Source organism: Verrucosispora sp. FIM060022 (assembly GCF_003977705.1).
Taxonomy (GTDB): Bacteria; Actinomycetota; Actinomycetes; order Mycobacteriales; family Micromonosporaceae; genus Micromonospora; species Micromonospora gifhornensis.
The window spans coordinates 427554-448502 of record NZ_RQIV01000001.1 but is presented as its reverse complement, the minus strand read 5'-3'; the positions used below and the strand labels follow the sequence as shown (position 1 = coordinate 448502).

Genomic DNA, 20949 nt, shown 5'->3' with positions numbered 1-20949 from the left:
ACAGCGCCCCGGCCAACGACCGTGACCAGCCTGAACGCACATCGATCAAGGAGGTGGGACGGTGTCCGGCAGCGTCGTGGTCGGCCTCGACGTCGGCGGTACGTCCACCCGCGCGCTCGCGGTGACTCTCGACGGTGACCGCCTCGGCACCGGCCGAGCCGGCGGCGGCAACCCCACCAGCCACGGTGCCGCCCACGCCGCCGAGCAACTCCTGATCGCGCTACGACAGGCCCTCACCGACGTCGACCCGACCCGCGTCCGGGCCGGCGTGATCGGGCTGGCCGGAGCCGGCCGACTACACGCCGACCCCGCCGCCCGGGCCGCCGTCGACCACGCCTGGACCGCCGCCGGACTACGCTGCCCGTACGCCGTGCACGGCGACGCCCTGATCGCGTACGCCTCCGGCACGGCCGACCCCGACGGCACCATCCTCATCGCCGGCACCGGCGCCGTCGCCGCACAGGTACGCGACCTGCGGCTGGACCGCGCCGCCGACGGGCACGGCTGGTTGCTCGGCGACGCCGGCTCCGGCTTCTGGCTCGGCCGACAGGCGGTACGCCGACTGCTCACCGCCCTCGACACCGGCACCGACCCCGGCGACCTGGGCCGACGCGTGCTCACCGAACTGACCGGCTCGGCCGAGGTGGCCCCCCACCCCCGGGTCACCGTGGACACCCTCATCCAGACCGTCACCCGCCGCCCACCGGTCGAACTGGCCCGCCTCGCCCCGCTCGTCCTCGACGCCGCCGCCGACCCCACCGCCACCACGTTGATCACCGAGGCCGCCACCCTGCTGATCGCCACGCTCGGACGGATCCGTCCCCCCGACGACGTACGGGCCCTGGTGCTCGGAGGTGGCCTGCTGACCGGCGACAACCCGCTGGCCGCTGCGGTGCACGCCCAGGCCCGCCGACACTGGCCGCACGCACCGATCGTCCCCGCCGGCGACGGCGCCGCCGCAGCCGCCTGGCTCGCCGCCCGCGACCTACCCGAGGCGACCGACCCGACCACCCTCCACACCCGTTTGGTCCCACCCACCCCCTGACCCCGCGCCCACTCACGCCCTGACCGCACCCACCCCCAGACCGCACCCACCCCCAGACCGTCCCCCCTGTCACTACACACAGGAAACGCGTGTCAGGCCGTCAAGATCACGCTCGATGTGGGATCGAGTGGTGTCGGAGACGATGGCGTACCACTCGATCCAGGATCGAGCGTGATCTTGAAGTCGCGCCTCCGCGGGCTTCCCCTGCGCAGGCACCCCTGCCTGGGCCGGGGGCTGGCCGCGGGCTCGGGGTGGAAGGGCGTCGGCGGGCACTGTTGCGTGGGTTGAAGCAGAGCAAAGGGCCAGCAGAGGCCATGGCCGGGTTGGTGGAAGGCCAGAGGAGGGTGACGGCCGGGTTGGTGGGAGGCCAGAGGAGGGTGACGGCCGTGGTCGCGGCCCGCTCAAGGGTGTGATGCCAGCCGGGCACCGACATCGCCTCGGATGATCATGACAGCTCGCATACGCTCGGTGCATGCGCCGGTTGGCCCGACTCGCCGCACGGACGCCGGCCGACCGCGAGCGCTATCTCGATCTGCTCCGGGCCTTGGCGATCGTGCTGGTCGTTTTCGGTCACTGGATGATCGCCACCATCTACTACGGCCCGCACGGGCGGCCCGACGGGCACTCGGCTCTGCCGGCGATGCCCTGGGCCTATCCGCTGACCTGGGTCGTCCAGGTCATGCCGGTGTTCTTCCTGGTCGGCGGGTACGCCAACGCCGCCTCCCTCGCATCGCAGCGGGCCCGGGGCGGGGACGCCACCGGGTGGCTGCTCGGACGCAGCGCCCGGTTGCTACGCCCGACCACCGCACTGGTGCTGGTGCTCGCCGGCGGCGCCCTGATCGCCCGGCTGGTCGGTGCCGAGCCGGGTCAGGTGCGTACGGTGGTCTGGTTCTCCACCGTCCCGCTGTGGTTCCTCGCCGCCTACCTCGCGGTGGTGCCGCTGACCCCGGTGATGTACGCGCTGCACCGCCGCTTCGGGTTGGCGGTGCCGGTGGCCCTGGCGCTGCTGGTCGCGCTGGGTGACCTGGGCCGAGCGTTCGGCCCGACCGAGCTGGCGCTACCCAACTACCTGCTCGGCTGGCTGGCCATTCACCAGCTCGGCTTCGCCTGGTACGACGCCCGCCGGGGCAACTGCCAACCGACGGGTGGCTTTGCCTGGGTCCGGACCCGTTGCCTGCCGATGTCGAGGCGGGCGGCGTTGCTGATGATCGCGGGTGGGCTGGCCGTCGCGGTGCTGCTCACCGGACCCGGTCCGTACCCGGTGAGCATGATCAATGTGCCGGGTGAGCGGCTGGACAACGCCGCCCCGCCCAGCGTGGTGCTGCTCGCCGTGGCCACCGCCCAACTCGGGCTGATCCTGCTGCTGCGGGAACGGGCCGAATGGTGGCTGCACCGCAGCCGACCGTGGCAGGCGGTGATCGGCGTCAACTCGGTCGTGCTCACCGTCTTCCTCTGGCACCTCAGCGCGGTGATCCTGCTGGTGGGTGCGTTGGACGCGCTCGGGGTGCTGCCCACCCCGGCGGCCGGCACGGGTGCCTGGTTCGCCTGGCGGCTGCCCTGGCTGCTGATGTTGAGCGCGGTGCTGGCCGTACTGGTCACGATCTTCGGCCCGATCGAAGCCCGCACCGGCCGCTCAACAGCGACCCGACACCAGCCCGCCGACCAGCAGTCCACCAGCCAGCACCGACCGAACACCGCGCAGCGCCACCGGTGGGCGGTGGCCCGGGGCGCGACCGCCGTCGCCGGTTACGCGGCCGTGGTGTACGCGATGGCGGCCAACAGCGTCGCCGCGAAGACCGCGCCGGACCCGTTCGGCCTGCCGGTGGCCGCGCTGGTGGCGTACCTGGTCGGGGCGGGTGCCCTGCGGCTGCTCAGGTCTGGGTGGGGAAGCCGAGGTTGACCCCGCCGTGGCGGGGATCGAGCCAGCGGCTGGTGACCACCTTGCCCCGGGTGAAGAAGGCGACGCCGTCCGGGCCGTGCGCGTGCAGGTCACCGAAGAGCGAGGACTTCCAGCCGCCGAACGAGTAGTACGCCATCGGCACCGGGATCGGCACGTTGACGCCGACCATGCCGACCTCCACCTCGTGCTGGTAGCGCCGGGCGGCACCGCCGTCGTTGGTGAAGATCGCCGTGCCGTTGCCGTACGGGCTGGCGTTGACAAGTGCCACCGCTTCGTCGTACGAGGCGACCCGCAGCACCGACAGCACCGGCCCGAATATCTCGTCGGTGTAGATCGACATGTCGGGGGTGACGTGGTCGAACAGGGTGGGGCCGAGCCAGAAGCCGTCCGGGTCGCCGTCGGGCGTCACGTCGCGGCCGTCGACGACCGGCACCGCACCGGCGGCCACCCCTGCCTCCACATAGGACCGTACCCGGTCGGCGTGCGCGGCGGTGACCAGCGGCCCCATGTCGCAGCCGCGCCGACCGTCACCGGTACGCAGTCCGGCCATCCGCTGCGCGATCCGCGCCACCAACTCGTCGGCGACCGGTTCCACCGCCACCAGCGCGGAGATCGCCATGCACCGCTCCCCCGCCGAACCGAACCCGGCGTTGACCGCCGCGTCGGCGGCCAGGTCCAGGTCGGCGTCGGGCAGCACCACCATGTGGTTCTTCGCCCCGCCGAGCGCCTGCACCCGCTTACCGGCCATGGTGGCGCGCTGGTACACGTACCGGGCGACCGGGGTGGAGCCGACGAAGGACACCGCCTTGACCGCCGGGTGTTCCAGCAGCGTGTCGACCGCCTCCTTGTCGCCGTTGACCACGTTCAGCACCCCGTCGGGCAGGCCGGCCTCGGCGAACCACTCGGCCAGCAGCAGGGCCGCGCTCGGGTCCTTCTCGCTCGGCTTGAGCACCACCGCGTTGCCCGCGGCCACCGCCACCGGCACGAACCACAGCGGCACCATCACCGGGAAGTTGAACGGGCTGATCACCGCGACCACCCCGAGCGGCTGGCGCAGACTGTACGAGTCGACCTCGGTGGAGACGTTCTCGCTGTAGCCGCCGCGCAACGCCGAGGGGATGCCGCAGGCGTACTCGATGACCTCCAGGCCGCGTTGCACCTCGCCGGCGGCGTCGGCGAGCACCTTGCCGTGCTCGGCGGTGATCACCTCGGCGAGCCGGTCGCGGCGGGCGTGGACCAGCTCACGGAAGGCGAACAGCACCGCGGTCCGCTTGGCCAGCGAGGCGTCCCGCCAGTTGCGGGCCGCCCGCTCGGCGGCCTCCACCGCAACCGCGACGTCCGTGGCGGAGGCCAGCTCCACCTGCGCGGTACGCCGACCGGTGGCCGGATCGAAGACGTCCCCACGCCGCGCCGAACTGCCGCTGACCCGCTTGCCGTCGACGAAGTGCCCGATCGCGCTCACGGTGCCACCGCCTCGGCGGCGCAGGAGCGGATCGCCTCGACCAGGATGGCCAGTCCTTCGCGGGCCTCGTCCTCGGTCAGGGTCAGCGGCGGTCCCATCCGCAGCACGTTGCCGTAGAGGCCACCCTTGCCCACGAGCAGACCACCGGCCCGGCACGCCTCGAAGACGCCGGCGGCCAGTGCCGCGTCCGGTTCGGCGGTGCCCGGTCGGACGAACTCGACGCCGAGCATCAGGCCCTTGCCGCGTACCTCGGCGACGCAGTCGAGGCCGCCCACGGCGGCGCGCAGGCCGTCGACGAGGATCGCGCCGGTGCGGGCCGCGTTGGCCTGGAGGTCGTGGTCGAGCAGGTAGTCCAGCACGGCGTTGCCGGCGGCGGTGGAGATGGGGTTGCCACCGAAGGTGGAGAAGCTGATCGCCGGCACCGACTCCATCACCTCGGCCCGACCGACCACACCGGCCAGGGCGAAGCCGTTGCCGATGCCCTTGGCGAAGGTGAGCAGGTCCGGGGTGACGCCGTGCGCCTGGTAGCCCCAGAAATGCTCCCCGGTACGTCCCCAACCGGTCTGCACCTCGTCGGAGACGAGCAGGATGCCGTGTTCGTCGAGGACCTTCTTCCAGGCGGCGAAGAGACCGTCGGGGCCGTGCACGAAACCGCCGACGCCCTGGATCGGCTCGGCGAGCAGGCAGGCCACGTCCCCGCTGGTCTGGGTGGCGAGCACCTCCCGCAGATCCTCCACGGCCGCGTCGATCCGGTCGGCCTCCGGCAGCCGGGACAGCAGGCCGCGCAGCCGCTCACCGGAGTGCAGCCAGGCCACCTGGAGCGGGTTGAGCTGACTTGCCGACCAGCCCCGGTTGCCGGTGATGCCCATCGTCGCGTACGACCGGCCGTGGTAGCTGTTGCGGACCGCGAGGACCTGGTGGGAGCGGCGATGGTTGGTGGCCATCAGCAGGGCGGCCTCGTTGGCCTCGGTGCCGGAGTTGGTGAAGAAGACCCGCGCGTCCGGGATGCCGGAGAGTCGGGCGATCTTCTCGGCCAGTTCGACCTGCTGACGGATCAGGTAGAGCGTCGAGGTGTGCACGATCCCGGTGGCCAGTTGCCGCTGCACCGCCTCCCGGATCTCGGCGATGTCGTACCCGATCATGTTGGTCAGCACCCCGCCGAAGAAGTCCAGGTAGGTGCGGCCCTGCGCGTCGGTGACCCGGCGGCCCTCGCCGGAGACCACCTCGATCGGATCGGCGTAGTAGAGCGGCATCCAGGACGGAAGCACGGCCCGGTGTCGAGCCAGCAGGTCGTCGGAGGTCATCGTCGCACCCTTCGGTTCGCGGTACCGGCACGCTTTCACCACCGTCGCTGCCCGGACAAGAGTCAACGTGTCGCGGATGGACCCACACTGCCTGACACAACGTCAACGCTTTCCGTGGTACTTCCGCCATACCGCCGCGCTTCCGGTGGCCGCATTGGGCCCGGGCCGCGTTTTCCGTTGCCTGCCGGGTCGACACCTCGTTACTGCGACGGGGTGCCGCCGTCGGCCGGTAGCATCCGATCCGTGTCTGAGTGTGCCGTTCCGTCGCCCGGCACCACCGACCCCAACCGCTCGTCCCCGGCGCCGCCGAGCACCCCGACCGTGCCCCTGCCGCAGGCCACCTGGGCCGCTGAGACCGGCGGGGATGTGCGCGTGGACGGCATCGCCGGCTGGGTCGGCAGTGCCCCGCTACGCGGGCTGGTGGCGCACTTCGGTGGGCGATGGCCGCACGGCGATCTCGGCGCGGTGCTCGCCGGGCTGGACGCCTTCTCCGCCCGGTGCTGGGACTTCCGCGCCGGCCGGGAACGCCCCGAGGCCCGGGAGCCGAACCTCGACCCGGCCACCGTGGAGTTGGTGTACCGGTGCGCCGACGCGCTCGGCCTGGTCCGCGCCCGGCCACCGGCCCGCAGCCGGTACGCCCACCTGGTGGTGCTGGGCGGCCTGGCGCACGCCTGTCTGCGCCGGGTCGCGTACGCCGGGCATCTGCTGCGTACCGGGATGGACGTCGCCGGTGAGGTGGCGGTGCTGGGCAGCTTCCGGCAGTTGTCCGAGGTGGAACGGCGTACCCTCGCCGAGGTCGGGGTGACCGGCTGCGACACCGAGGTCGACGCGCTGGACGCGGCGGTACGTCGTACGTTCGCGGTGTCCGAGCCGGAGACCGAGGACGGTCTGGACGCCGACCACCCGCACCACTCCTGGTCGTCACGCACCTACCGGCCGGCCGGGCAGCCGCCGGTGCGGGTGCTGGCTGCCCCGTCGAGCGAGCCGGAACGCCGCCGCGCGCACACCGCCGACACCCAGCGCTTCTGGGCCGAGCACGCCCAACTGGCCCGCGCCGACGAGGTGCTGCTGGTCACCGCGCCGATCTACGTGCCGTTCCAGCACTGCGACGCGCTACGCACCCTCGCCCTGCCGTACGCCTGCGAGGTCGAGACCGTCGGCGTCGACCCCATGCTGCCCGACCTGAACCGGCTGCCCGAGCCGACCCTCACCCCTGGCCGCTACCTCCAGGAGATCCGCTCGGCCATCCGCTCCCTGCGCGCCCTGCACACCGCCGTCGGCACACCACCCGCCACGGCCCAGAGCGGGCTGCACCGTGTCCGAGCCGGCCGGGGCGGAACCGGTACGGCGCAGCCGTCGTCGGATCCGTGACGGCACCGAAGACGTGAACAGGAGGAGTGGATGGCTCACCCGCCTCGCCATGGCAGGCGAGCAGTGCTGCTGCTGGCGCTGGCCGTCACCGGCTCGATCCTGACCGCCGGCTGCGCAGACCCGGCGGCCCCCGGCGCGGGGGCGCAGGATCCGGAGTTGGTGAGCGCGGCCCAGGTCGTGGAGGCGGAGCTGCGGCAGTCGTTCGAGGACACCTTTGCCGGGCTCCAACTCGACCACGCGGCGAACCGGCTGATCGTCTACCGGCGGCCGGACCCTCGACTGGACGCCCGGGTACGGGAGCTGGCCGCGTCGGTCACCGTCGATCTGCGGGACGCGGCGTACTCGCTTGCCGCCATGCGTCGCACGGTGGACCGCGTGGTCGCCGACAGCGGATACTGGGCCGAACGGGGCATCACGATCACCGGGGCGGCACCCCGGGCGGACGGCTCGGGAGTCTCGGTCTACACCCGCACCGGTGACGAGGCGGAGCGCACAGCGTTGTCCGAGCGCTATCCGGAGATGCCACTCGATGTCCAGAAGCGGACGATCGTGCCGCCGACCCACCAGCCGCCGTCCGACATCGTGATCGGCTGAGCAGGCCGCACCGACCGATGGGCGGGATCAGCAGGAGCCCGACCGATCTCTCGGCCGGGCTCCCGGGTCGCCGGTCAGCCGACGTTGATCCGTACGCCGATCGTGTTCATGATGTCCACGACCTCGCCGTAGAGGACGCTCGACGAGCACGCCCGGCCAGGGTAGACGTAGCCGGTGCAGGGTCGCTCCTGGTTCAGGTCGATGGCGGAGATGACGCCCCGGGCGATGGCCCGCTGGTCCGTCGTGCGGATCGCGTAGACCGGGCCGCCGCTGTCCCCGTTACCGGCCACCGAGACACCGGGCAGCTGGGCGTTGACCATGTTGGTCATCACGCCGACGCCATGCGCCGGCGGGTCGAACTGGTACGAGATGCCGGTCGCGGCGACCCGGATGCCGCACACCGTCCCGGTGTACGAACCGGAGGTGCAGACCAGCTCCCCGATGGTGCTCCGACTCGCGCCGCCGACCCGGATTCCGCTCGTCGCACCGAGGTCGTTGTTGTTCGGGTTGACCGGTGTGCCGTGGTAGACCGCGTTACCCGCGCCGTCCGGGGTCAGGATGGCGTGCCCGTCGTGCGCGAGGGCGCGGCTGGTGATGGTGCTTCCGTAGGTGTTCCGCTCCGGGCCGTTGCCGAAGTTCACCGCGCCCGTACGCCACTCACCCTGGCCGCAGTGGGCCGCGCTCAGCAGGTACGTCGCGACACCGTTGAGCCCGGTCACCCCGAACGCGTTGCTGCAACTGCCACCGGCGGTGCGGTCCATGTAGCCACCACCCCAGTAGGGGCCCCAGTCGTACCAGCGGCTGGCCGGGACGAGTTCGCTGCTCAGGTCGACGGTGAGCGGGTACTTGCTGTCGAGCGCGGGTACCGACCGCAGCGCGGACGCCACACTCGTGCCGGCCGGCAGACCACCGATGTTGACCTTGATGCCACTGCCGTCCGGCATCGGCATCGCCGCCATCACCCGTTGCGCGGACGGCTTGCCGGAATGCAGCGGCAGCCGGACGAGACGTTCCACCTCGCGACGCAGCTCCGCCTCGGTGTAGGCGGCCGACCGGACGACGACCGTGATGCCCGCGCTGCGGGCACGCCCGATCTCGGCCGCGACCGTCTCGGGCATCGTGCCGTGCCAGTAGAGCCGCAGCGTGTTGCGTTCCGGCTCGACGACGATCCCCGCCACGTCGCCGGAGGCCGTCGCGCCCTTCGCGGCGAGGTCTCGAATGGTGGTGACGACCCCGCTCAGCTCCTCCTGTGCCCGCATGGCGGCGAGCAGCGATGGAGTCATTCCGGGCGTCTTCGCCAGGAGATCGTCAACGTTGCTGATGACGGATCTGTCCGATGCGGATGGTCCTGGAGCGGCCAGTACGGCCGAGGGGGTGGCAGCCACGGCGACCGCCAGCACCGTGACGAGGGCGGCCGGACGTAAGGCAGACAGGCGTTTTCCCATGAACACTCCCCGAAGTGTTGACTGTGGTGCGACACATCGATACATCGATGATCACGCTTGCCGTGCTGCCGACCGTAATTGACTCACATACGATCCGCAACCATCTTCAAGGGATGTTCACCAATACAACACTCATCGACCCGCCCGAATCGGGCAGGTCGATCGAGCCGGAAGCCGGCGGAGATGGACTACCTCGGGGCGGTGGCCCGGACGGCTTCGGCGAAGACCTCCGAGCGGTGTTCGAAGTTGCGGAAGCGGCCGTAGCTGGGAGCGGCCGGGGAGAGTAGGACGACACCGCCGACCGGCGTGACCTGGCGGGCCAACTGGACGGCGGCGGCGAGGTCGTCCACCAGGTCGGTACGCACCTTCGGCAGGCCGGCGAGCGCCTCGATGATGCGCGGGCCGCTGTCGGGGATGCCGATCACGGTCAACTCCCGCTCCGCCAGGTGCTCCCGCAGCGGGGTGTAGTCGACACCTCGGTCGTTGCCGCCGACGATCACGGTCAACGGCCGTCCCTCGTACGCGTCGATGGCGTGGATGGCCGCGTACGGGCTGGTGGCCAGGGTGTCGTCGACGAAGGTCAGGCCGGACGGGTCGACGATCTCGGTCAGCCGATGGGCCAGCCCCTGGAACTCGGCCACCGCCACGGCCAGGGCGTCCTTGCGGCCGACGATGTCCACACCGAGCGCGTCGAGCACCGCCAGGGCGACGCAGAGGTTGCCCTCGTTGTGCCGGCCGACCAGCGGCAGCACCGCCCGGGGGAACAGCGGCCGGTCGACCAGGTGGAACCAGGGGGTGCCGTCCGGCCCGCCGGCCACGTTCACCGAGTCCGCCGTGCCGGCGCGGATCGCCGCCCGGTCGCCCAGCTCGAACGCCAGCCGGGGGTCGGCGCCGTTGACCACCACCGTGCGCGGCCCGTACGCGATCAGGTTGAGCTTGTCGCGGTAGTACTCCCGTTCGCCGCCGTGCGCGTCGAGGTGCTCGGGGAACAACGCGGTCACCACCGCCACCCGGGGCGAGTCGGTCAGGTCGCTGCACTGGTAGCTGGACAGCTCCAGCACGTACAGCTCCGCCTCCGGCAGGTCCAGCGTCGGTACGCCGATGTTGCCGCCGAAGACGTTGGGCCGGTCCATCGCCGTCAGCAGGTGGTGGATCAGGCTGGACGTGGTGCTCTTGCCCTTGCTGCCGGTCACCCCGACGGTGCGGTCACCGTGGTCGGCCATCCACAACGCGGTGCCCTGGGTGATCGTGACGCCCCGGCGACGCAGCTCCACCAGCCACGGGTGGGTCTGCGGCACGCCCGGCGAGCGGACCACCACGTCGGCGGCGGCCAGCCGCGCGAAGCCCTCCTCGCCGGTGATCAGCGGGGCGGCCTCGGCCAGCGGCCCCTCCCAGGGCAGCGTGAGGAAGTTCGCGCTGTCGTCCACGGCGACCAGGTCCGCCGGCCCGTGGGCGGCGATCGCGATCACCGCGGCCCGGCCCTCCCGGCCGGCCCCCCAGACGGCGACGGTACGTCCGCGCAGGTCAGACAGGCGCACAACTTCTCCTCGGGGGCGACGACGACAGGGCACGTACGCGGTCCGGCGGAGCCGGGCACGGCCGGACGAACCAGGGCCTAGTATGGCGTGTGCCCAACACGCAGCTGGCGCGGATGGACTCCTTCACCTTCCCGTCCTACTCGATCGACCTCTCCACCGGCGAGGCGCTGTTCGACTACGCGCTGACCGGCCCGGACGGCGAGCAGCGGTTCACCGAAGTGATCACGTTGCCGGTGCCCGAGCAGTCACCGTCGGACGCGGCCGTGGCGGCCCTCGGCCGGGTCCTGGAGCTGCTGCACGTGGTGGCCGGGGTCAGCTACTACAAGGCCGCCGCGCCGGGGCAACTCGTGTTGCCGGCGCCGCTCGGCCCGGCCGCCGCCGAATTCGTCACCGCCGTCTACACCAAGGGCCTGGCCGAGTACGCCTACCGCAACCAGTTGCCGTACGTGCTGGAGTTGACGCCGCAGATCCCGCAGGGCCGGGTACGCCCCGCCGCCGAGTACGACAACTCCGACCGGCGGCCGCTGTCTGCGGTGGGTGGCGGCAAGGACTCGATCGTCAGCCTGGAGGCGTTGCGCCGCGCCGGTCTCGACCCGGTGCCCTTCTCGGTCAACCCGAACCATGTGATCAAGGCGGTGAACGCCGCCTCCGGGCTCACCGCGCTGGCGGCGCGGCGACGCCTCGATCCGGTGCTGTTCGAGTTGAACGCGGCCGGGGCCCGTAACGGGCACATTCCGGTCACTGCGATCAACTCGCTGATTGCGGTCGCCACGGCGGTGTTGCACGGGCTGGGTCCGGTGGTGATGTCCAACGAGCGCTCGGCGTCCGACCCGAACCTGATCTGGAACGGTCACGAGATCAACCACCAGTGGTCCAAGGGGGTGGCGGCCGAGGGGCTGCTGCGGGCCGCCCTGGCCGAGCACGCCGGGTTGACCGAGCCGTACTTCTCCCTGCTGCGTCCGTTGTCGGAGCTGCACATCGCCCGACTGTTCGCCACCATCGACCGGTACGACGATGTGGTGACCAGTTGCAACGCCGCCTTCAAGCTGCGCGACGCGAGTGAACGCTGGTGCCGCGACTGCCCCAAGTGCCGGTTCGTCTTCCTGGCGCTGGCGCCGTTCATGTCCCGCGAGCGGATCACCCACATATTCGGCGGTGACCTGCTCGCCGATGCCACTCAGATCCCCGGCTACCGGGAACTGCTCGGCATCGACGGGCACAAGCCGTTCGAGTGTGTCGGCGAGGTGGAGGAGTCGGTGGTCGCGCTGAGCCTGCTCGCCCAGCAGCCCGAGTGGCGGGACACCCCGGTGGTGACCGCCCTGGTCGCCGCCCTGCCGGACACCGCCTGGGAGACCGCCGCCATCTCCGACACCTTCACCCCGAGCGGCAGCCCCTTCTACGTGCCGCCCACCTACGCCAAGGCCCTGAACTCGCTCACCGCATGAAGAGGCCGTGAGCGCCACACGAGGGGGCGGTGGGTGCCGCGCGGTCACCGAAAGGTGCCCTGGTTTCGGAAAAGTGCCTTCTTCCCAGGTCGACGGCACTCTCTTACGGTTCCTGAGTAACCATTGGAGAGCTAGAGGAGGCGCTTCGTCATGGCCGTGACACTTGTGAACCCCAGCGGGCTGCCGGAGATCGACGTGTACCGGCAGGTGTCGGTGGCGACCGGGTCGAGGATCGTCCACGTCGCCGGGCAGGTCGCCTGGGACGCCGAGGGCCGTACGGTCGGCGAGGGGGATCTCGCCGCGCAGGTCGAGCAGTGCTACCTCAACGTCGCCACCGCACTTGCCGGGGTCGGGGCCAGCTTCGCCGACGTGGTGAAGTTGACCGTGCACGTCGTCGACTGGACGCCGGAGCAGATGCCCGTACTGCTGGACGGCATCGCCCGGGCGGCGGCCAAGCTGGGCGACACGCCGGCCGCACCGGCCTCGCTGTTCGGGGTCGCGGCCCTGGACGTACCGGAGCATCTGGTGGAAGTCGAGGCGACCGCCGTGCTCGATTGACCGGTAGCGGTCCCGGCCCGGCGGTGGGCCGGGACCGCTGATCGCGCGTGGCGGCCGGGACCGTCAGTCGGCGTCGAACCGGCGGCGGGACGCCTCGATGTGACCCAGGTGGCGCTGGGTCCAGGCGCACACGCCGTCGACCACCCCGCGCAGCGCCTGACCGGCCTCGGTCAGGGTGTACTCGACGCGGGGCGGCACGGTCGGGTACACCTGCCGCTCGACCAGGCCGTTGCGTTCCAGCATGCGCAGGTTCTGGGTGAGCATCTTGTGACTGATGCCGCCGATGACGTCCCGCAGTTCGCTGAAGCGCATGGTGCGCTGCCCGAGGAACTCGATGATCAGGAACGCCCACTTGTTCGCCACGTCGGAGAAGATCTCGCGGGCCAGCGAGTCGGCCCGGGCCAGGTCGGCCTCCGGGGGCAGCTCGCTGATCTCGGCTCTGGTTCCCACCTCGTAACTCTCCATCGGTTCTCCAGTAACCGCAAGAGAGTCAGGGGGTGCGGATGGCGTCCAGGGCGAGCAGGGCGACGTGCAGGGAGAGGCAGGCGTCGACCGAGTCCAGGTCGACGTCGAGGATCCGACCGATGCGGGCCAGCCGTTCGTAGAAGGCGGGTCGGGACAGGTGCGCCGCCGAGGCCGCCGCCGACTTGTTCCGGCCCTGTTCCAGGTACGCGCGCAGGGTGCCGAGCAGCTGCTCGCGCGGATGCCGGGCGTCGTACGCCAGCAAAGCCCCCAGCTCGCGCTCGACGAACGTCTGCAGTCGCGGCTCGTCGCGCAGCAGGTGCAGCAGCCCGGCGAGCCCGACGTGCGGCAGCCGGAAGATCGGCAGGTCCCGCCGGTCCCGCCGGGCCGCCTCGGCGACCTGCCGGGCCTCGATCAGCGACCGTCCCGCCTCCCGCAGGCTGCCCACCCCCGAACCGGCGGCGATGATCAGGCCGCCGGGGCGGCGCGACGCCGGGTCGGGCGGGCGGCTGTCGGGGCGGGTACGGCGCAGCGCGGCCGCGAACGCCGTCAGGGCCCGCTCCTCCCCCGCCGCGTCGGCGAGCGCCAGCAGCACCCCGACCGCCTGGTCGTCGACCGCGCTGGTCAGCCCGGTCAGCTTCGCCTCGCGCAGCGCCTGACCTACCGTCTCGGCCAGGTCTCGCAGGCGGGTCGCCCCGGGTTCGGCGCCGGCCAGGCCAGGATCACCACCCGGGTCAGCGGCCGGGCCGTTGTCTGCCGGGTCCTCACCGCGATGCCGCACCACCACCCCGACCAGGTGTCGGCGGTCCAGCGTCAGCCCCAGCGCCCGCGCCCGCAGGGCCACCTCGTCGACCGGCCGGGTGCGGTCCAGCAGCGCGGTGAGCAGGGTGCGGTGGATCTGCCGTTCCCACCCTTCGGCGTCGCGGCGGATCAGCCGCCCCAGCGCCAGGGTCGACGCGGCCCGCTCCACCAGGATGGTCAGCCGGGTCGGCGGCACGGCGAGGCCACCCACCACGTCGTCCGCGTCGTTCGACTCGCCGTCGCCCGGTCCGCTCGGGTCGGTGCCGCCCGGGCTGAGGTCGACGCCGCCCGGCCAGCGCAGCAGCAGCCGACCCCAGTCCTCGCCCCGGGCCCCGACCATGGTGACCAGCCAGCCGCTGTCCGGGTCGTACGCCGTACGCCCGGCGGGCCGGATCCGACGCGAGTGCTGCTCCCACCCGTCGAGCAGCAGTGCGGCGTTGTCCCGCGCCGGGTCGTAGGCGAGCACCTGACGGGACAGGTTCTCCAGCACCACCGGGCAGCCGGACAGCTCGGCGGCCTGCCGGATCACCTCGTCCGGTTCGGCGCCCTCCACCGACAGTTCGGTGAACCGCTGGTGGATCTCCTCGGTCGCCCGCAACTCGGTGAGCTGGGCGTCCACGATCAGGGCGTGCACCGCCTCGGTGATCCGTACGAACGGGGTGGCCCGGCGCAGCTCCACCAGCGGCAGGCCGTGCCGCCCGGCAGCGGCGGCCATCACCTTCGGTACCCCGGTGAGGTAGCGGCGACCGAGTTCGACCACCAGTCCGGAGACGCCGACACCGGCCAGGTCGGCGATGAACGCCCGCAGCCCGGCGTCGTCGGCCGGCAACCCGATGCCGGTGGTGAGCACCAGTTCGCCACCACCGAGCAGGGTGGCGATGTCGGGTACCTCGGCCACGTGCACCCACCGCACCGGCCGGTCCAGTCCCGCCTCTCCGGCGACCAGACGCGGGGCGCCACGACGGACCGGGTCAAGCGCCAGGACCTGACGGACGGTGGGGAACACCCGCGACACGTTACCGTCCGTGATTCCGCTGCCGGTAACCGCAGGTCAGCTCAGAGCGGGTCGTCGCGCCCCAGTTCCCAGCAGGCCACGGCGGTGGCCGCGGCGACGTTGAGCGAGTCGACACCGCGCCGCATCGGGATCACCACCCGCACGTCACTGGCGGCCATCGCCGCCTGGGTCAGCCCGGCGCCCTCGGCACCGAGCAGCAGCGCGGCCCGGGCCCGCTGGGCGGGCGTCAGCCGCTGGATGGGTACCGCGTCGGGGGCCGGGGTCATCGCCAGCACGGTGAAGCCGGCGTCGCGTACCTGCGCCAACGCCGTCGGCCAGGGATCCAGTTTCGCGTACGGCACGGCGAACACCTCGCCCATGCTGACCCGTACGCTGCGCCGGTAGAGCGGGTCGGCGCAGGACGGCGAGAGCAGCACCGCGTCCACCCCGAGCGCGGCGACGGCCCGGAAGATCGCCCCCAGGTTGGTGTGGTTGTTGACGTCTTCGAGGATGACCGTCCGACGGGCCGTGGCCAGCACCTCGGCGGCGCTGGGCAGCGGCTTGCGGCGGAACGAGGCGAGCACCCCCCGGTGCACGTGGAAGCCGGTGGCCTCCTGCAACACGTCGGGGGTGGCGGCGTACACCGGGGCGTCGCCGGTGTCCAGGTCGGCGAGCTGGTCGACCCGTTTGGCGTCGACCAGGTACGACCGGGCCGGGTAGCCGGCCCGCAGCGCCCGGCGCAGCACCAGCTCCCCTTCGGCGATGAACAGCCCGTGCGGGGGCTCCCACCGGGTGCGCAACTCCACGTCGGTGAGCGCGCGATAGTCGGCGATCCGCTCGTCGTCCGGCTCGGTGATCAGCTCCACAGGCACCCGGCAATTCTGCCGCCTCGCGTCTGGCTCGCCGGCCCGGCCCCGGACCGGTGCGCCCCGGACGTCGTCAGGTACGGCGATGTTGCGGTATCGACCCGGCCCGCACCCCGCAACTTCGGCGTTGTTGCTCGGCACGCCGGTCCCAGCGCGGTGCGGTCCCCGGCCGCGCTGGTGGCGGGGCCGGGGACCGTCGGTCAGGGGTCAGGCGATGGTGCAGGTGGCGCCGTTGAGCGTGTACGACGACGGTCTCGCCGAGTTGCCGGTGTGGGTGGCCTGGAAGCCGATGCCGACCGAGGCACCCGGGGCGATGCTGCCGTTGTACGACACGTTGCGGGCGGTCACCTGCCCGGAGGTGGGCGAGTAGCTGGCGTTCCAGCCACCGGTGATGTTCTGCCCGCCGGGCAGGGTGAACACCAGCGACCAGCCGTTGATCGCGCTGCCACCGGTGTTGGTGATGGTGAGGTCCTGGGTCAGGCCGTTGTTCCAGGCGTTGACCGTCACCGCGACGCGGCAGGCACCGCCCGGCGGCGGGGTCGTCGGGCCGGGCGGCGGAGTGGTCGGGTCCGTCGGCGGCGGGGTGGTCGGGTCCGTCGGCGGCGGGGTGCTGCTGCCGAACTGGGTGAAGAACCGCCAGGTCTCCGCCGGCAGCCAGGTCCGGGAGCCGCTGTCACCGGGCGCGCCGTCCTGCGGTGCGGCGATGTGCCCCTCGTCGAAGGCGGCCCACACCACCGGGTAGCCCGCCGCGCAGCCGGAGTACGTGGTGGTGCGGTGGGTCAGGCTGCCCTGGGACGGCTCCGGCGGGTTCTGCGGGGTGCACCCGTTGTTGTTGACGAACCGGTCGCGCAGCGACCGTCCACCGGAGATGCCGAGGACGTTGTCCCGGATGCCGTGCGCCCCGAAGTAGGCGATCCGACCGTTGCCGCCACTGCATCCGCTGATCAGGCCACCGGCGTACACCGCGACCGCGCGGAACACGTTGGGTCGGGCGCAGGCCAGCGCGTAGCTCATCCCGCCGCCCCAGCTGAAGCCGAGCGCGAAGCGCTGCGTGGTCTCCACGCAGAGGTTCGCCTCCACCTGCCGGAGCAGGTCGTCGACGAAGGTGACGTCCTCGCCGCCGGAGTTGGCCCAGCCGGCGTTGAGGCCCTGCGGCGCAACGAAGATGGTGCTGTTGTTGGCCAGTTGCCGCAGCCCGTAGTACGACCAGGTGTCCCGCTGCACCGTCTGCCCGGTGTCCACGTCGACGGCCGAGCCGCCGCGCCAGTGGAAGCCGAGCACCAGCCGGTACGGGTGGTTGTTGTTGTAGTTGGCCGGGATCCGCAGGATGTAGCTGCGGCTCTTGCCGTTGCTCTGGATCGTGTGCGTACCGCTGTTGAGCCCCGGCGCGCGGCCGCAGCCCGCGGTCGCCGCCAAGGTGCCGACGTCGGTGGTCGACGCCGTCGCGGTGGGGCCGGTGGCCAACGCCACCCCGCCCACGCTCAGCACGAGCATCGCCGCGATCGCGGCGGGCCCGAAGATCGATCTGGGTCTCACCATCATGTTGCTCCGTCTCCGCGTCGCACCGGACGCGCGGAAGGTGCCGCTGCACCGTTGGTGGTGGTCGATGAGCTCGCCCTGCTCCGCGTACCCGTCCGGCACGGACGTGCCCACCGCGGACCCCGGGGCGGCCGTGAAGAGATTCGGCGGCACCCGGTCGGGATCCGCGTCGCCCGTCGGTCGGCGTCGCGGTCTCGCCCACTCGCCGGAATCCCGGACCGGCTCAGGGCGCGTCAAGCGTGTGCCCGGCTCCCGCTCGGACCGTATCGTGTGAGCGATAACATATCAAGACTTGTGGATGTCTTGCTTGCGGCCCGTCAGCACCGAGTCAGCTCGGCAGGGTGATGAACCGCGGCGGCACGTGCCGGGTGAGCCAGACGCCGTTGGCGGCCCGGTAGAGGACGAGGCCCGCGACGTGCATCCCGGCGGCGTCGATACGCAGCACGACCGGCTTGCCACGCCGGGCACCGACCCGCGCGGCGGTGTCCAGGTCGGACGACAGATGCACATGGGTACGCTCACCCGACGTCAGCCCCTCGACGCGGATGCCGGGCAGGAACCGGGCCACCGTGCCGTGGTAGAGCACCGTCGGCGGCACCGCCGGTGCCAGTTGCAGGTCGACCGCGATGGTGTGGCCCTGGGCGGCCCGGATCCGGCCCTCGCGGACCTCGAACCGCTGCTTGTCGGTGTTGCCGACCAACTGGTCGAGCAACGCCGGAGTGACCGGTCGACCGTGCCGGGCCAACGCGGCGAGCAGCACGTCCACCGGCACCCAGCCCGCCTCGTCGAGGGTGACCCCGACCGCATCCGGCCGATGCCGCAGCACGTACGACAGGAACTTGCTGGTCGAGGTGAGCCGGTCGGTCATCGGGGCGTACCGGCCCGGTCGGGCTCGACGGGCGGGGACACCCCGGCCCGGCCGGTGCTGTCGGGCGGCGGGAACTGGCTGAGGAAGTCGCGGACCAGCTGGGCTCGCGGTTGCCGCCAGGTGGCCCAGTAGCGGATCTTCGGCAGGCCGTCGATCGGCACGGCACGCAGACCGTCGGGCAGCCCCACGCAGCCGTTGACCACGGTGGCCCCGACACCCAGCCCGGCCAGGTGCACCAGCAGGTCCCAGCCGTCGACCTCGGCGGCAGCCTGCCACCGTACGCCCGCGTCGAGCAGCGCCCGGTCCAGTGCCCGCCGGTGCGGTCGATTGGCCGGGGGTACCACCAGGTCGAGGCCGTCGAGGTCGCGCAGCCGGACCTGCCGACGCTCGGCGAGCGGATGCCGCTCGCCGAGCACGAGCACCTGCCGGTACGCGGCGATCTGGACCGCCTCGACCTGGCGGGTCGGCGGGTCGTGGGCGATGACCGCCAGGTCGGCCTGACCTGCGTGCAGGGCCGCGAGTGCGGCATCGCGGTCAGCGGTGATCACGTGAACCCGGCGGCCCTGCCGACCGACCTGCCGGATCGCCTCGCCGACCACCCAGCGCAGCGCGCCCCGACCGGCCGCGATGGTCAGCGTGGGCGTCGACTCGTGGTGCAGTTCCCGGAGGAACTCGTCGGTCCGCCGCCGCGAGTCCAGCGCGTACGCGGCGAGGCGTTCACCCGCGACGGTCAGGGTCAGTCGCCGCCCGTCGCGCTGGTACAGGTCGACGTCGAGGGCCGCCGCCAGCTTACGGATCTTCACGTGCAGAGCGGGCTGGCTGATGTGCAGTGCCGCCGCGGCGGCGGTGAAGTTGCGGTGCTCGGCGAAGACCGCGAAACAGCGGAGCGCGTCGGCCTCCAGCAACTCCCGCCCGGTCATAACCCAGCACTATAGATCACCGACAAAACAATAGTTCTGTGTACGCTCATCCGACCCGATGCTGGGTGACGTGAACGAGGACATTCCCCGACTCGGCATCGACATCGGCCGGGTCATCATCGACGGCTCCGCCCACCCGAGCGGCGACGACACCGCCTTCTTCAGCGGCGACGAGGCGACCATGCTGGCCACCCCCGAGGTACCCGGTGCGGTGGAGACCATCGCCCGCCTGGTCCCCCGCTTCGGCGGCCGGGTCTGGCTGGTCTCCAAGTGCGGCCCGCGGGTGCAGGCCCGCACCCTGCGCTGGCTCGCCGCCCACGACTTTCACCGACGCAGCGGCGTCGACCCCGCACAGGTACGGTTCTGCCGGGCCCGCGCCGACAAGCGGCAACACTGCCTCGACCTGGCGCTCACCCACTTCGTCGACGACCATCCCGAGGTACACGCCGCGATCCGGGGTGCCGTCACCCACCAGTACTTCTTCGGCCCTCAGCGCCGCCCGGTCCCCGACTACGGTCACCCCACGCCCACCTGGGCCGACGTCGAACGCCTGGTCATCGACTCGCTTCTGACCCCCGCCTGCGAGGCGGCCCCCAGGCGAGGAACCGGTTGAACAGCGTCCTCGGGTCCGGGCCGTCGTGCGGGTTGAGGTGGTAGAGGTCGCGCATCGCCTCGTACATCGGCCCGGCCGGGCACGGATGCCTGGCCGGGTCGCTGTCGTCGTGGGCGGCGATCGCTGACGCTGTCAACTGGTTGGCACGTACCGCATCACCGAGGCGCCGGAGGCCAACTCGAAGCGGCTTTCGAGCTTCAAGTCGACGTGCTTCGCCAGGCCCTCGAACAGTCGCGGTCCACGACCCGCTATCCGGGGATGCACCACGAACTCGTACTCGTCGATCAAGCCCAGCTCGGCCAACGCCAGCGGAAGCTGCACACCGGAGACGAACACGCCGGTGCGCGACTCGCGCTTGATCTGCTCGACGGCCTTACCCAGATCGCCCTGCACCAGTTCGGCGTTCCAGTCGACCTGCTCCAGGGTGCTCGACACGACGTACTTCTTCGCCGCGTCGATCGTCCGGGCGAAGGGTTCCATCCAGTCGGGTCTCGACACCGCCGACGCGGACGGCCGCCACGCCTCCTCCATCATTTCGTACAACACCCGGCCGAAGAGGAGCGCATCGGCCCGGGCGAGGTTCTCGATGTGGTGCCGATGCAGGTCCTCGTCCGGTGAGACCGCGAGGTGATCGCAGCAGCCATCCACCGTGATGTTTATGGAATATCGCAAAGGTGCCATTCAGCCCGCCTCATCGCGTGTGGTCACGGTCATGATCTCCATCGGCCGGCGACCCGGTCGCCGTCGTCTCGGTGGGCTGGGCGAGCAGGCGGCGGCCCAGCAGGCGCAGCCCTCGGCGGATGCCGAGGATCTGCCCGAGCATCGCTCCGCTCAGCAGGCCCATGCTCGTCGCCGCCACCTGCGAGGCCGGCACCCACAGGCCGACGATGCGGGCCCGCAGGAAGCTGAACGTGAGATAGCAGACCAGCACGACGACGCCGATCGCGTCGATCCTGCCGACCACCCGCTGCTCGAAGCCGTCCCACCGCAGTCGCGACATCCGGCTCGCCGCGACGCCGACGACGACGCCGGCAACGATCCCGACCAGGGCCCGGAGCCACGTCCAGCCGCCGGCGACCACCGCGTCGACGAGGGTGACGCCAAGCGTCACCACGAACACCGCGGCGTAGATCCGGGCTCGCCAGACCACCTTCCGGTCGACGTACCGGCGGATCAGCTGCCGGCGCCGCGCGTGCTCCGGCAGCTCACCATCGGCCATACCGG

The 20949-nt window shown here is 71.8% G+C and carries 19 protein-coding genes; 7 read left to right on the top strand and 12 right to left on the bottom strand.

Features of this window, described 5'->3' with window-relative positions; translation table 11 throughout:
* Positions 1–61 precede the first annotated feature (61 nt).
* Both EG812_RS01985 and EG812_RS01980 read left to right on the top strand, forming a co-directional pair.
* A complete protein-coding gene (locus EG812_RS01985) occupies positions 62–1045 on the top strand; it encodes an N-acetylglucosamine kinase (RefSeq protein WP_126710564.1) in 984 nt (327 codons plus the stop codon).
* Positions 1046–1517: 472 nt separating this feature from the next.
* Positions 1518–2945 carry an acyltransferase family protein gene (locus EG812_RS01980; protein ID WP_126710563.1) on the top strand — a complete coding sequence of 476 codons (1428 nt, stop codon included), beginning with the start codon at positions 1518–1520 and terminating at the stop codon, positions 2943–2945.
* On the opposite strand, the gene EG812_RS01975 is transcribed toward EG812_RS01980, so the two are convergent.
* Positions 2917–4407: a CoA-acylating methylmalonate-semialdehyde dehydrogenase gene (locus EG812_RS01975; RefSeq protein ID WP_126710562.1), complete on the bottom strand. Its 1491-nt coding sequence runs from the start codon at positions 4405–4407 to the stop codon at positions 2917–2919. The genes EG812_RS01980 and EG812_RS01975 overlap by 29 nt on opposite strands.
* Positions 4404–5711 carry an aspartate aminotransferase family protein gene (locus tag EG812_RS01970; protein ID WP_126710561.1) on the bottom strand — a complete coding sequence of 436 codons (1308 nt, stop codon included), beginning with the start codon at positions 5709–5711 and terminating at the stop codon, positions 4404–4406. The genes EG812_RS01975 and EG812_RS01970 overlap by 4 nt, the downstream gene beginning before the upstream one ends.
* Positions 5712–5954: 243 nt before the next feature.
* Between EG812_RS01970 and EG812_RS01965 the strand changes: the two genes are divergently transcribed.
* The gene (locus EG812_RS01965) at positions 5955–7082 is read left to right on the top strand and encodes a hypothetical protein (RefSeq protein ID WP_232510835.1); all 1128 of its coding nucleotides are present in this window, start codon (positions 5955–5957) and stop codon (positions 7080–7082) included.
* Between the two features lie 30 nt (positions 7083–7112).
* On the top strand, positions 7113–7676 hold the full coding sequence (locus EG812_RS01960; RefSeq protein WP_126710560.1) for a hypothetical protein: 564 nt from the start codon (positions 7113–7115) through the stop codon (positions 7674–7676).
* A 74-nt stretch (positions 7677–7750) separates the two neighbouring features.
* Here the strand turns inward: EG812_RS01960 and EG812_RS01955 are convergent, their stop codons facing one another.
* Both EG812_RS01955 and murD read right to left on the bottom strand, forming a co-directional pair.
* Positions 7751–8959: a chymotrypsin family serine protease gene (locus EG812_RS01955; protein ID WP_126710559.1), complete on the bottom strand. Its 1209-nt coding sequence runs from the start codon at positions 8957–8959 to the stop codon at positions 7751–7753.
* Positions 8960–9309: 350 nt separating this feature from the next.
* Positions 9310–10659 (bottom strand): UDP-N-acetylmuramoyl-L-alanine--D-glutamate ligase, encoded by a 1350-nt coding sequence (murD, locus tag EG812_RS01950; protein WP_126710558.1) that lies wholly within the window; start codon positions 10657–10659, stop codon positions 9310–9312.
* Between the two features lie 89 nt (positions 10660–10748).
* Here murD and EG812_RS01945 point away from each other — a divergent pair, with 89 nt between their 5' ends.
* Together EG812_RS01945 and EG812_RS01940 are read left to right on the top strand one after the other, a co-directional pair.
* A complete protein-coding gene (locus tag EG812_RS01945; RefSeq protein WP_126710557.1) occupies positions 10749–12104 on the top strand; it encodes a MurL-like N-terminal domain-containing in 1356 nt (451 codons plus the stop codon).
* 150 nt (positions 12105–12254) lie between these two features.
* Complete coding sequence (locus EG812_RS01940) at positions 12255–12662, top strand: RidA family protein (protein WP_013734850.1); 408 nt, start codon at positions 12255–12257, stop codon at positions 12660–12662.
* Positions 12663–12725: 63 nt separating this feature from the next.
* On the opposite strand, the gene EG812_RS01935 is transcribed toward EG812_RS01940, so the two are convergent.
* The 6 genes from EG812_RS01935 to EG812_RS01910 form a co-directional block, all read right to left on the bottom strand.
* A complete protein-coding gene (locus tag EG812_RS01935) occupies positions 12726–13112 on the bottom strand; it encodes a winged helix-turn-helix transcriptional regulator (protein WP_043725190.1) in 387 nt (128 codons plus the stop codon).
* A 40-nt stretch (positions 13113–13152) separates the two neighbouring features.
* Positions 13153–14931 (bottom strand): PucR family transcriptional regulator, encoded by a 1779-nt coding sequence (locus EG812_RS01930; RefSeq protein ID WP_126710556.1) that lies wholly within the window; start codon positions 14929–14931, stop codon positions 13153–13155.
* A 50-nt stretch (positions 14932–14981) separates the two neighbouring features.
* The gene (locus EG812_RS01925) at positions 14982–15791 is read right to left on the bottom strand and encodes a TrmH family RNA methyltransferase (protein ID WP_043721406.1); all 810 of its coding nucleotides are present in this window, start codon (positions 15789–15791) and stop codon (positions 14982–14984) included.
* Positions 15792–15992: 201 nt separating this feature from the next.
* Positions 15993–17324: a CE1 family esterase gene (locus EG812_RS01920; protein WP_043725194.1), complete on the bottom strand. Its 1332-nt coding sequence runs from the start codon at positions 17322–17324 to the stop codon at positions 15993–15995.
* Between the two features lie 328 nt (positions 17325–17652).
* Positions 17653–18192: an RNA 2'-phosphotransferase gene (locus EG812_RS01915; protein WP_013734856.1), complete on the bottom strand. Its 540-nt coding sequence runs from the start codon at positions 18190–18192 to the stop codon at positions 17653–17655.
* On the bottom strand, positions 18189–19112 hold the full coding sequence (locus tag EG812_RS01910) for a LysR family transcriptional regulator (RefSeq protein ID WP_126710555.1): 924 nt from the start codon (positions 19110–19112) through the stop codon (positions 18189–18191). The genes EG812_RS01915 and EG812_RS01910 overlap by 4 nt, the downstream gene beginning before the upstream one ends.
* A 70-nt stretch (positions 19113–19182) precedes the next feature.
* On the opposite strand from EG812_RS01910, the gene EG812_RS01905 reads away from it, so the two are divergent.
* Complete coding sequence (locus tag EG812_RS01905) at positions 19183–19725, top strand: hypothetical protein (protein ID WP_013734858.1); 543 nt, start codon at positions 19183–19185, stop codon at positions 19723–19725.
* A gap of 132 nt (positions 19726–19857) precedes the next feature.
* On the opposite strand, the gene EG812_RS01895 is transcribed toward EG812_RS01905, so the two are convergent.
* Both EG812_RS01895 and EG812_RS01890 read right to left on the bottom strand, forming a co-directional pair.
* On the bottom strand, positions 19858–20373 hold the full coding sequence (locus EG812_RS01895; RefSeq protein ID WP_013734859.1) for a dihydrofolate reductase family protein: 516 nt from the start codon (positions 20371–20373) through the stop codon (positions 19858–19860).
* A 43-nt stretch (positions 20374–20416) separates the two neighbouring features.
* Positions 20417–20944 (bottom strand): hypothetical protein, encoded by a 528-nt coding sequence (locus tag EG812_RS01890; protein ID WP_126710553.1) that lies wholly within the window; start codon positions 20942–20944, stop codon positions 20417–20419.
* Positions 20945–20949: the final 5 nt, after the last annotated feature.